Annotated in this window: 11 protein-coding genes; 6 read left to right on the forward strand and 5 right to left on the reverse strand. The window is 51.9% G+C overall.

Annotated features, from left to right (window positions below; all coding sequences use genetic code 11):
* Positions 1–36 precede the first annotated feature (36 nt).
* Genes nadA through nadB form a run of 3 tightly spaced genes read right to left on the reverse strand, consistent with a single transcriptional unit; the run spans position 37 to position 3,583 of the window.
* On the reverse strand, positions 37–1,143 hold the full coding sequence (gene nadA / locus OIN60_RS10680; RefSeq protein ID WP_305755523.1) for a quinolinate synthase NadA: 1,107 nt from the start codon (positions 1,141–1,143) through the stop codon (positions 37–39).
* A 41-nt stretch (positions 1,144–1,184) separates the two neighbouring features.
* A complete protein-coding gene (gene nadC, locus OIN60_RS10685) occupies positions 1,185–2,015 on the reverse strand; it encodes a carboxylating nicotinate-nucleotide diphosphorylase (protein ID WP_305754853.1) in 831 nt (276 codons plus the stop codon).
* Entirely contained in the window at positions 1,997–3,583 is a 1,587-nt protein-coding gene (gene nadB / locus OIN60_RS10690; protein ID WP_305754854.1) for an L-aspartate oxidase, read from the reverse strand. The genes nadC and nadB overlap by 19 nt, the downstream gene beginning before the upstream one ends.
* Before the next feature lie 110 nt (positions 3,584–3,693).
* Between nadB and OIN60_RS10695 the strand changes: the two genes are divergently transcribed.
* The 4 genes from OIN60_RS10695 (at position 3,694) to OIN60_RS10710 (ending at position 7,280) form a co-directional block, all read left to right on the forward strand.
* Positions 3,694–4,830 carry an IscS subfamily cysteine desulfurase gene (locus tag OIN60_RS10695; RefSeq protein ID WP_305754855.1) on the forward strand — a complete coding sequence of 379 codons (1,137 nt, stop codon included), beginning with the start codon at positions 3,694–3,696 and terminating at the stop codon, positions 4,828–4,830.
* Positions 4,831–4,858: 28 nt separating this feature from the next.
* On the forward strand, positions 4,859–5,401 hold the full coding sequence (locus OIN60_RS10700; protein ID WP_305754856.1) for a transcription repressor NadR: 543 nt from the start codon (positions 4,859–4,861) through the stop codon (positions 5,399–5,401).
* A 196-nt stretch (positions 5,402–5,597) separates the two neighbouring features.
* Positions 5,598–6,650: a lytic polysaccharide monooxygenase gene (locus OIN60_RS10705; protein WP_370872464.1), complete on the forward strand. Its 1,053-nt coding sequence runs from the start codon at positions 5,598–5,600 to the stop codon at positions 6,648–6,650.
* Between the two features lie 138 nt (positions 6,651–6,788).
* The gene (locus OIN60_RS10710; RefSeq protein WP_305754857.1) at positions 6,789–7,280 is read left to right on the forward strand and encodes a hypothetical protein; all 492 of its coding nucleotides are present in this window, start codon (positions 6,789–6,791) and stop codon (positions 7,278–7,280) included.
* A gap of 41 nt (positions 7,281–7,321) precedes the next feature.
* Here the strand turns inward: OIN60_RS10710 and OIN60_RS10715 are convergent, their stop codons facing one another.
* A complete protein-coding gene (locus tag OIN60_RS10715; RefSeq protein WP_305754858.1) occupies positions 7,322–8,161 on the reverse strand; it encodes a sugar phosphate isomerase/epimerase family protein in 840 nt (279 codons plus the stop codon).
* A gap of 263 nt (positions 8,162–8,424) precedes the next feature.
* On the opposite strand from OIN60_RS10715, the gene OIN60_RS10720 reads away from it, so the two are divergent.
* Positions 8,425–9,912: an alpha-N-arabinofuranosidase gene (locus OIN60_RS10720; protein ID WP_305754859.1), complete on the forward strand. Its 1,488-nt coding sequence runs from the start codon at positions 8,425–8,427 to the stop codon at positions 9,910–9,912.
* A gap of 14 nt (positions 9,913–9,926) precedes the next feature.
* Positions 9,927–10,211, forward strand: coding sequence for a DUF6171 family protein (locus tag OIN60_RS10725; RefSeq protein WP_305754860.1), 285 nt, complete (start codon positions 9,927–9,929; stop codon positions 10,209–10,211).
* 77 nt (positions 10,212–10,288) lie between these two features.
* Here OIN60_RS10725 and OIN60_RS10730 read toward each other — a convergent pair whose 3' ends face one another.
* The gene (locus tag OIN60_RS10730; protein ID WP_305754861.1) at positions 10,289–12,244 is read right to left on the reverse strand and encodes a copper amine oxidase N-terminal domain-containing protein; all 1,956 of its coding nucleotides are present in this window, start codon (positions 12,242–12,244) and stop codon (positions 10,289–10,291) included.
* Between the last annotated feature and the right edge of the window lie 45 nt (positions 12,245–12,289).

Here is a 12,289-nt window from a genome sequence, read left to right on the forward strand (position 1 = left end):
AGCCCAAGCTGATGCTCAGGTCTGTATCCTTACATGTTAAACAATATGCAGCATTTTGTCCAAGGCCAGCACCGCTTCGCGCTGGATATGAGACGGCACTTTTACAATTCCTACCGGACTCCCCTGCTCGATCTGCTCAAGCGACCATAGAAGATGGGGCAGGTCAATGCGGTTCATCGTTAGGCATGGGCACATATCAGGATTGAGGGAAACGATGTGCTGCTCCGGATGTTCACGGATGATTCTTTGCACAAGATTCATCTCTGTGCCTACAGCCCACTTGCTGCCTGGCGCGGACTTGCGTATCGTTTCGATGATAAACTTAGTCGAGCCTGCGCAATCCGCCAGTTGCACTACTTCATGCGAGCATTCCGGGTGCACGATAATCCGGACTTCGCGGTCCAGCTCCCTTTGCCGCATTACGTTTTCAACCGTAAATTTCTCATGAACGGAACAGTGACCTTTCCATAAAATAACTTTGATCGTTTCAGGGTCCTGCTCCGTTAGCAGTCTGTTTTCATGCGGGTCCCACACAGCCATCTGTTCCAGCCCTATACCCAGGTCATACGCGGTATTCCGGCCCAAATGCTGATCGGGCAGGAACAAGATCCGCTGCTTCTGCTTCAGTGCCCAATCCACCACCTGTTTGGCATTGGAAGAGGTTACGGTTGCCCCGCCGTTTCTGCCAACAAAGGCTTTGATTTCTGCTGTCGAGTTGACATAGGTTAACGGTAGAAGCGTATCGCCGAATAAGCTCTGCAGCTCGCTCCACGCTCTTTCCGTCTGCATCATATCGGCCATGTCCGCCATCGAGCAGCCTGCCCGCATATCGGGAAGGATGACCGTCTGCCGCTCGGAGGTCAGCATATCGGCGGTCTCTGCCATGAAGTGAACACCACAGAATACGATATATTCAGCCTCCGTATTCAGCGCGGACTGCTCAGCTAGTTGCAATGAATCGCCGGTAATGTCAGCGAATTGGATCACTTCGTCCTTCTGATAATGGTGGCCGGGGATCAGCAGCCTATTGCCGAACTTCTCTTTTAGTGCAACCACCCGCTGCTCCATCTCGACTGTCGTCATTTGCTTGTATCGCTCCGGCATCATTCCTTGATGCCCTTTCAACGCTTCCAGAATAGACATTTTCACTCATTCCTCTCCCAAGGCTTTGGGTTCAGCCCCGTCTATATTTTCACATCCATACTAATATCCAGACTCTGCACCGAATGCGTCAAAAATCCAAGTGAGATGCAGTGAACTCCGGTTCCACGGAACAAAGACAGGCTGTCCGGTGTTATTCCGCCTGAAGCCTCTGTAACGATATGCGGCGGTGTCAAGCCGACGAATTCCCGGACGGTATCCGGTGGACAATTATCGAACATAATGACGTCTGCGCCCGCCTCAATTGCCTCCCTAAGCTGCTGCTCATCCTCAATCTCGACTTCGATCTTGACCATATGTCCGGCTGCGGCGCGGACTCTCGCTACTGCTTCCTTGATGGAACCGCAGGCGGCGATGTGGTTATCCTTAATCATGATGCCGTCATACAGGCCGAAGCGGTGGTTATAACCGCCGCCCGTGCGGACAGCATACTTTTCAAGCATTCGCAATCCCGGCGTTGTCTTTCTGGTGTCACACAGACGAATGTTGGGATCATTGAGCCTGTTCACACAATCCCGCGTCAGTGTTGCGATGCCTGACATCCGTTGAATCAGATTCAGTACGACCCTTTCCCCGGTCAGAAGAGAAGCAGCACGACCCTTCAATTCCGCAATCACGGTGCCGGGGGCCAGTGTCTCTCCGTCTCTTCTGCACATTTCAATCTCGATGTTCGTATCAAGAATGGCGAAGCCTTCCCGGATAATGTCGCTGCCCACGAAGAGACCGTTCCCTTTGCTGTGAATGACAGCTTCACAGACCTGATCCCCGAAGATCAGTGAGGATGTCAGATCCCCGCTGCCGATATCCTCCACATAAAAAGTCTCCAGCATGCGTTTCAACTGTAAACGTTCCATGATTGAGCAATCCCTTCATTTTCTCTGATTTGTATGCCGTTCCTGCTGTGAATGATCTGCTTCCCACGCCAGTTGTCATCATCTGTCACAGAAAAATCAACGCGGAAATGAGCTCCCCGGCTTTCTTCCCGCTGCAGCGCAGAGGCCGTAACCAGCTTGGCGAGCTGCCATAGATGCAGGCGTTCAAGCTGCTCTTTTGTGATCTTTTGCACATGAACAGGGTCTAGCTTCACTTCATGCAGCCAGCGATACAGGGCCCTAAGCTCCTCCCCGCTCCTCTGGATAGACATGTTATCACTCATACGCTGCTGCAATTCTTCAAGGGCCATCCGGGGTAGCTCATAACTACCCTCCCGCTCCTTCGCCGGAAGGCTTCGCCCGGACTCGCGGGCAAACTGGCCAGGTACAAGCTGTGTAATCCGCTGCGCCACCCGGTCACCCATGACCAAAGCTTCCAGCAACGAGTTGCTTGCCAGCCTGTTGGCTCCGTGCAGGCCTGTGCAGGCCGCTTCTCCTATCGCATATAGGCCAGGAACCGTACTCTCGCCCCATTCATTAACCCGTATGCCTCCCATCAGAAAATGCATGCCCGGAGCAACCGGAATCCTGCTCTCCCTGATATCTATTCCCGCAGCCTCACACAGACTGGAAATGGTCGGGAATCGGTCCGCAAAATCCCGGCAGCCGCTGATATCGATGTATAGCGAATGTCCATTCCGAATTTCCTCATGCATCACCCTCGCTACGACATCCCGCGGGGCAAGGTCCGCCATCGCATGACGTCCGTTCATAATCCGCCTGCCGGTTTCATCCCGGATGACTCCGCCCTCGCCACGTACCGCCTCAGAGACGAGTCCGTAGCAAATGCCCTCATGCACGAGCAAGGTAGGATGAAATTGGATGAATTCCAGGTCTGTAAGCTCAGCACCCGCCCTGTAAGCCATCATCAGACCATCGCCGGTCACCGTTGTGTCATTGGTATGACGGCTGAACAGACTCCCGCAGCCTCCGGCCGCGATCACGACAGCATCGGCCCTCATCTCGAACAGTCCGGTTTCCTCATGGCTGGCCAGCACTCCAGTGCAGCTTCCCTGCTCCATTAGCAGTTCATACACCGTGACCTGCTCCATCACACGCACATTGTCACCCAGACGCTCCACCAAATGCCGGACCAGCATTTTACCTGTCGCATCACCACCCGCATGGAAGATCCGGTTCACATGATGCCCGCCTTCCCTGCCAAGCTGCGGCTCTCCCTGCTCATCCAGATCAAATGGAAAACGCTGCTCAAGCAGCCGTTCAAGCATGTGTCTGCCGTCCTCGATGATGCCTGCGGCCACCTTGACATCATTATGTCCGCCGCCGACAGCCAGTGTATCGGCCAAATGAGCCGCCGCAGTATCTCCTGCCTGGTGGAAGGAAGCGATCCCTCCTTGTGCCAGCATGGAATTGCTGCGGGTGACAGTGCTTTTAGTAAGCAGCGTTATCTCTGTATCCTTGGGCATGGCCGTGGCAAATGACAGTGCTGCAGCCCCGCTTCCGATCACAATCACCGATCGAAAAGACATAAAACCACCCCTTTGTCGTCACATGTGTCTTGACACATATGTTTACACATCTCTACAATAATCTCAAGGTTTTTATTTCGGTTGAATTTCTGACATAAAGGAGCAAAGCGATGATTTATCTGGACTACGCCGCATCCGCCCCCATGAGCGAGGAAGCGCTGCACGTGTTTCATGAGTTGAATAAAGAAGTATACGGGAATGCAAGCAGTCTGCACGATGCCGGGGGTAAAGCCGAGCATATACTCAACTACTGCCGCAGACAGCTCGCCGGACTCATCCATGGACGTGAGGAAGGGATTTATTTTACAAGCGGAGGTACGGAATCGAATATACTTGCCCTGCAATCCGTATTGAACGGGCTACCCGCCTCGAAGCGGCATTTCATTACGACCTCGGTGGAGCACTCCTCCATCCGCAATCTGGTCTCCTTACTGCAAAGCCAAGGCTGGGAAATCTCCATCATGCAGCCGGATCTGAACGGTCGGATCACCCCTGAAATTTTGCTCAGCCATTTAAAGGAGAACACGGGCCTCGTCTCCATACAGCACGCCAATTCGGAAACCGGAATCATCCAGGATTTACAGGAGCTGTCGTCTGTTCTGAAAGAACGCCATGTACTCCTGCATACTGATGCGGTTCAGACCTTTGGCAAAATACCTGTTCATGCCGATGAGCTCGGCTTTGATGTGCTTACAGTGTCCAGTCACAAGCTTTACGGTCCGAAAGGGGTGGGCGCGGTGTATATCCGTCCCGGCATCCCTTGGAAGCCCGTCTACCCTGGCACCACACACGAAAAAGGCTTCCGCCCGGGCACCGTCAACGTTCCGGGTATCGGCGCCTTTATTGCAGCCGCTGCCGCAATGATCGGACAAATGACGGAGCTCTCGCAACATTTTCAGAAATTAAGATCACACCTGTTCACGGAAGCGGAACGGCTCGGTATCCCTTTGAAACCGGTTGTGCAAGAAGTGCGGGCACAGGTGCTGCCTCATATTGCAGGCTGCTATTTTCTGAAGGCCGAAGGACAGTATATAATGTTAGAATGCAACCGTAACGGAATATGCATATCCACCGGAAGCGCATGTGCCGCAGGGCAGCAGGAGCCCTCACCTTCCGTCAAGGCCTTGGGAGCAACAAATCAGGAGGCCCTGCGTTTCATCCGTATATCTTTCGGACAGCATACGACCCTGCAGGAAATGGACTTGCTCCTGAAGACCCTGCAGACAACGTCATTCAGCAAGCTATAAGTGTGTCATAAGGAGGGAATTAAACATCATGAGCGGAGAGATCAAGCTAAGCGGTGCGGAACGGCGTGAGAAGCTGCTGCAGTGGCTGAAGGAGAATTCCCCGCTGACGGGCAGTGAGCTGGCCCGGAGATCATCGGTGTCGCGCCAGGTCATTGTACAGGATATCACGCTGCTCAAAGCCAGGAATGAACCGATCATGGCCACCAGCCAGGGTTATATGTATCTGGCCAAGCCCGAGGCAGCCGACAGGCTGATTGAACGCATTGTCGCCGTCCAGCACGGCCCCGAACGGACTGAGGAAGAGCTGCAGCTCATTGTTGATTACGGAGTCACCGTGAAGGATGTCATTGTCGAGCACCCGGTTTATGGCGAGCTTACTGCCCCCATTCTTGCCTCCACCCGCCAGGACGTTCATCAGTTCATTCTGCGCATCACTTCTACGAAGGCGTCCTATTTGTCCGAACTGACGGGCGGTGTTCATCTTCATACGCTGACGGCACCGGATCAGGAACGGCTCGATCAGGCATGCCAAGCCTTGGAGCGTGCGGGTTTTCTGCTGGCAGACTCATAGAAGGGGTTATAATCTTAAGAAACGGGCAGCCCGTTCCGCCTCATGCGGAGGGTTGTCCATTGTTTTTTCCGCAACCCCGTCGTTCCTCCAGCCTATAATTTTCCCCCTGGATAGTTAAAATTTATCCTTTCTTTCAGCTTTTCACCTTTATATAGTGGAATCAATCCTAAATCCTAGAATAAAGGAGGAAATTCATATGACCCGAAAAGCAAAAATGAATAAAACGCTTCGCTCTGTCACGATGACGGTCTTCGTGTTGGTTTTTGTCCTGATCTCTTCTGGTGTTATTTCAGCTCATGGTTACGTGAACTCCCCGACAAGCCGGGCGCTGCTGTGCCAGCAAAAGGTGAATACGAACTGCGGACAGGTACAGTATGAGCCTCAGAGCATAGAAGCCAAGGGCAATTTCCCCACAGGCGGTCCTGCTGACGGACAAATTACGGGAGGCGGCATATTCCCTGAACTGTTCGAACAAACGGCAAACCGCTGGAGCAAGGTCAATATGACCGGTGGTCCGAACACCTTTAACTGGACCCTCACCGCTGCTCATGCCACCACGGAATGGAAGTATTATATTACGAAAAAAGGCTGGAACTCCAACAAGCCGATTGCCCGCAGCGATCTAGAGCTGTTCTGCTCTTTCAATGACGGTGGTGCCCGTCCGGCATTCAGTGTGTCTCATACCTGCAACGTACCGACAGACCGGAGCGGGTATTATGTGATTCTCGGCGTGTGGGAGATTGCGGATACCGGCAACGCCTTTTATCAAGCCATTGACGTGAACCTGTCCAACGACGGTACCGGCGGCGGATCAGATACGCAAGCTCCAACCGCCCCTTCCAATCTTCGCTCAACTGCAGCAACCTCCTCCTCTATAGTACTTGCCTGGAATGCCTCTACCGACAATGTTGGTGTCACAGGATATACGATTTACCGCGATACTACTCCTGTGGGAAGTGTAGCGGGCACCCTGACAAGTTACACCGTCACCGGACTGTCTGCAGATACGCAGTATACCTTTACAGTCAAAGCAGTTGACGCCGCAGACAATGAATCGGCTGCCAGCAATGCTGCAACCGCCACGACCTCTGACCCTTCCACCGAAGCACCAGATTGGGCGCCCAATACAACCTACAATGTAAATGATCTTGTAACTTATAACGGGGTCGTGTATCAATGCCGCCAAGCCCACACTTCTTTGGATGGATGGGAGCCTTCGACAACTCCGGCACTTTGGACAGAAGTCTAAGATCAGGTTTTTGAGATGCACACATGAAGAGGATGAAGCCCGTCCTGCCGGATGCTTCATCCTCTCTTTTCATTGGTACAGGTCCGGGGATTATGATATAATCCGGTTCAGCACAAGACAAAGTTTACCGGAGGTATTATGCTAACGTTTGAGCAAAAAATCAGCATTCTCGAGGTCTTTCCTGAGCTGGAGCGCAGGGACGTCTCTCTCGGGCGGGTTAACTTCCACTATGAGGACAGCGTGTATGATAAAAAAACGGTCGTCTACCACCTGCATCCCAATGGAAATGGTTTCGTTTACGGAGCGCTCCTGTCCGATTATAAGGCGGATAGCAAGGGATTGGTGAATATCCGCGATTTCTCCGCTGAGGAGCTGAAAGCTATAGTGCACGCTTCGATTCGCTCTCTCTCGGGACAGAATCGTCTGAAACCGACAGCCGATGGACATCCGTCCGTCTCAGGCGCTGCTGAACAAGCCTCTACTTGGGCCGATGCCGGAGGGCATACGTTGAATCTGCTGCAGGAGGACGATATGTGGTATATTTACGCAAGTGAAAGCCTCGAAATGGTATTCGAAACCCTGGATGAAGCCGAAGAGTATTTGCGTGAGGAAGGCTTCTCCCCTTCTTAAAGCCAATCAGCCCCTTCCGTACATGGAAAGGGCTCTTTTATTTATACCTCCAGCTTTACCGCTTCAGCTCGTGTCTCTTCAATAAATCTCTTACACGCAGCCATTTCCTGCTCGCTCGCCTGTTCCATGATCATATGCACCTCCGGTTTATACTGCTGCAGAAGACGCATGTATAACGGGTAGTTCATATCCCCCAAACCCGGGGCTACGGTGATCACCCGTCCATCCTCTGTCCGCTTACGGTCCTTGGCATGGCAGGCGATAATGTGTGAGCCAAGCAAGTCGAACGCTTCCCGGATAACTTCATCCTGTCTGTCTATGTTGCCCTCATGAAGCAGATTCCCCGGATCAAGCACAACGCCGATGTGGGAGGAAGGCACCCGGATCAGAAGCTCATTCAGCTCCCTGGCGGTTCCGACCAGATGACCGTTCGCAGCCTCCAGGCCGATAAACACGCCCCACTTCTCTGCTTCTTCCGCCAGTTCCTTTACCGTTTCACGCAGAATAATCCAATCCAGCTCATGGTATGCACCGTTCGGATGGGTGCCCGTCTCCGCCGCTACCATTGGAGCTCCGAATAGATGCGCATACCGGATCAGTTCTTTAAAACGTTCCTTGTTTTCACGGAGCACTACGGGATCACGGTGAAAAAAATGCAGATAGCAGCCCAGTACGGATACCGTGACACCATGCTTGCGAAATTCCTCCGCCATTCCCATCACAAGCCCCGGACTCAATCGACCGGCCTTCGTAAAATCCACATCGCTGACCGCCTTCCACAATGCCAATTGAATATGGCTGAAGCCAGCGTTCCCGATTTTGGCGGCCAACTCCCGGTAAGGCAGGCTGCCGAATAAGTGGGCCAGTACACCAACAGACATGCTCATCATCTCCTCTGTGGAAATATGCAAATTTCTAATCTAACCCAAGTTTAACTTCAAAACAGCCCTTATGGTTGGATTCGCTTACAAAAGTCTGATTTTTGTTGCTTTTCTGCTATTTTTTAATTGCAAATCGCCTTGGGAATGATAAGATAAGAATATAATTCGCATTTATATTATTAATAAATGATTTTATTACATTATTGATGCGGATTATTGTGCAACCGTTTCATTAAATCATTATAGATTCGCCAATAAAGGAGATGAGTAATTTGGGCAAGCTTATCATTAATGCAGATGTTAATAAAGGGACGATCAACCGCAATCTGTACGGCCATTTTGCCGAGCATCTCGGACGCTGTATTTATGAAGGGATCTGGGTTGGACATGACTCCCCCATTCCGAATACGGAGGGCATGCGCAATGACGTGATCGAAGCGCTGCGTGTCCTGCGAATCCCTGTTCTGCGTTGGCCAGGAGGCTGCTTTGCCGACGCATATCTCTGGAAGGACGGTGTAGGGCCTGATGAGCAGCGTAAAAAGGTTGTAAATGTTCATTGGGGCGGTGTCGTGGAAAACAACCATTTTGGCACACATGAATTCCTTCGTTTGTGCGAGCTCATTGATACAGAGCCTTACATTGCAGGCAATGTAGGCAGTGGGACCGTCCGTGAAATGGCCGAATGGGTAGAATACATAACGTTTGAAGGCGAGTCGCCCATGACGGAATGGCGCAAGACCAATGGACGCGAGGAGCCGTGGTCCTTGAAGTATTTCGGCATCGGCAATGAGAACTGGGGCTGTGGCGGCAATATGCGGCCGGAGTATTATTCGGACCTGTACCGCCACTACTCCTCGTATGTCCGGAATTACGGTGCCAATAAAATATTCAAAATCGCATGCGGCCCCAACACCGCCGATTACAACTGGACCGAGGTGCTGATGCGCGAGTCCGGGAGCCTGATGGACGGCCTAAGCCTGCACTATTATACGACCCAGACCGGTGAGTGGAACAATAAAGGCCCGGCAACCGGGTTCGATGAGCAGTTATGGTTTCAAACGTTCAAGCAAACGATCTATATGGATGAATTAATCGAACGGCATGATGCGATCATGTCCAAATACGACCCGCAGAAAAAAGTCGCCCTTATGGTCGATGAATGGGGAACCTGGTATGACGTCGAGCCTGGCACCAATCCCGGCTTCCTGTACCAGCAGAATACGCTGCGTGATGCGCTGGTGGCTGCCGTCAACTTGAACATTTTCCACAAGCATAATGACAGAGTACAGATGGCAAATATCGCGCAACTGGTCAATGTGCTGCAGGCTGTCATTCTGACCGAAGGCAACCGGATGCTGCTCACCCCCACCTATCATATTTTCGATATGTTCAAGGTTCACCAAGGCGCGGAGCGGATCGATCTCGTGCTGGAATCGCCACGTTATGAAATGAACGGCGAATCCATTGAACAGATCAGCGCATCCGCCTCGGTAGACGAAGGCGGCACAATGCACATTTCACTTTGCAATCTGCACCATGCCGATTCCGCTGAACTGCGCTGTGAGCTGCGCGGAACGAAAGCGGGGGCTGTCGCGGGCAAAATACTGCAAGCCTCCAGTCTGGACGCCCATAATACATTTGATGAGCCTGAACAGGTCACCCCAGCAGATTTCCAAGACTTCCGGCAGGAGGACGGTATCTGGGTGATCAAGCTTCCGGCAGCATCCGTCGTTGTGCTGAGTGTACAATAAGGGGGATGGCATCCATGTCCATGCTGCCCAGTGCTTCACAGGCAGATAACTTCTGTAAAGGCTGCACTGCAACGGTTCATATCTCAGAGGAAGAGATTCAAAAGCTGTTCGGTCATGTCGCCCGCATCCGTTCCGTTAAGCTGACGACAGAGGCAGAATATGAGCGGCGCATGCAGACCTGCCGGGCGTGCGAGGCTTTTCAATTGGGCACCACCTGCCGCTGGTGCGGCTGTCTGATGGAAATCAAGGCCAAGCTGCAGGCCTCAACCTGCCCCGCACCGGCAGGAAGCCGCTGGTAAAGCTGTCCCTCAGATTTAGCAAAAAGGTCAAGCACAGGAGCAAGTTTATCCCTGTTCTTGACCTTTTTGTACTCCCCTTACAACCAAATTTCCGTTACCTTTCCGCCTTCAAAAATGGCGGCTTTAAAATAAAAAGATCTGTCTCCGTATACCCATATTTCTACACCTGATTCATTACTTTTCGCGGTTGGACGGCCCCAGGCGAACTCTACCTGTGTCGTATTCATCCCAAAATCCACTTCATTATTTTTAATTTTGTTCCATACGGATGAGGACCAGTTATATTTCTTGTAGGGATCGTAGGTCAGGAACTGATCCGAATCGGACAGCATGTCCGGTATGCGTGAGGCTCCGATCTGAGAAGGCGTTTTGAAAATCTGGCCTCCCGGTGTCCGGAACACAACGCTGAAGGAGCTTACCCCCATGGCATCTGAGCTGACCTCGATATCCTGGATGGTGACTTTGCCAAAACGCTCCCCGGCATTATAATAATTATTCACCCAATAGCTTTTGCCGATCAGCTTGACCAGACTTCCAAGCTCTATCGCCTTCTTGATCTTCGCAGTTTGAGAAGATTCAACAACCAGTTCGGAGCCGCCTACAATCAATACCGCCTGTTGAAGCTTAGCATCCCATTGAACGGTTCCTTTTTTCAGATCAGTGATCAAACTTGCCGGAAATACCGTCTGCCCGTTGACCGTCTGCAGGGTACCTTTCAGTGTAATTGGTTTCCCGTTGACTGTAGCTGCTGCGCTGCCTTTCTTCATAGCTATTGTATCTTTGCCCAATTGCACCGTAAATTTCTGCCCTGCTGCCGCAACCGAGCCGCCGAGTGTCTTGAAAACAGATTGCAGAGGCAGATACGCTTTATTGTTCAGCATAGCCGCACCGGTAAGATGTTCACCGGTCGTAACCGACAATGTAATGGCGGAAGAAAAGCCTCCGGTGTTAAGATTCACGGACGTGCTTCCGATACCGCGTACCTTCAGCGTCCCAGACTGCTGCAGCTCGGCCACCTGCGTCTGATCCACCATAATTTCTCCTGCCTCCGGATCACGAATCAGCTTATATCCATTGGAGTAGGTTTCATGCACCTGCAGCCGTATCGTATCGCCTACAGCCGCATTCACCTCACTGCTCATCAGGGAAACTCCGCTCAGTACCGGCACATTTAAGACAGTGCCAGTCCCGTTTTTATAACCGATCCAGGAACCATCTCCCCTCTGTACAAAAAGCTCATTAGCTGAATCTACAAGCTTGACTGCGTCCGATATCCCGCTCAATTGTACTGGCTTGTAGCCCTGCATTCGATCGTAGGTCCAAACAGAACCGTCCTGGTGAGCGGCATACAGCGTATGTGTGCCTTTCTTCCAAAGCATGGAGCGGATATCCTGTCCTACCTCCACCGGCTCCTCATCTGTCATCAGATCCAGCATAACGACACGGCCATCCTGTCGAAGCACCGCGGCATATGCGCTATTCATCCGGATATCAACGGCATTGTCTACATGACCGACGATTCGGGGCTTGGAACCTTGGTATCCTGAAGAATAATATATGTCCCCCGATTCGGTAATAACCGTAAACTGCTCCTCCAGCTTGTCTCCATCTACTACTCCGGAAAGTCCGTCAATGGTTTGGCCGCCAACGAGCACCGATCCATTCTTTTTAATCGTCAGACCTTCTCCGGAAATCTCGGAAATCCCGGCAGATTGCGCAGGTATCACAGCTTCACCGGTCGCCGTGCTCCAGGATAAGGATTGACCATTCTTTGTCCAGCCATAGTGGCTGGAACCCTTGCCCGCCGTAATTCCCTCCAAATTTAAGTGCTGCAGCACAGGACCGTCAACGCTGGTGGTCCATAAGGAGCCATCATCAAGAATATAGTTGCTGCGGTCAATGACATCGGCTATTTGGGCGGTTTTCCATGTGTTGCTGACCGCAGCCTGACCCGCTGATACAGGTACTGCCGTCATAGGTGCCGCTGCCGCAAATAGCAAAGAAACGGCAAGAATTGCTGCTGCTTGTTTCATAAGTGCTCCCCTTTTATGAATGTAAAATATGATTCTCTGAACATA

It is taken from the genome of Paenibacillus zeirhizosphaerae, from assembly GCF_030705605.1.
GTDB lineage: Bacteria > Bacillota > Bacilli > Paenibacillales > Paenibacillaceae > Paenibacillus > Paenibacillus zeirhizosphaerae.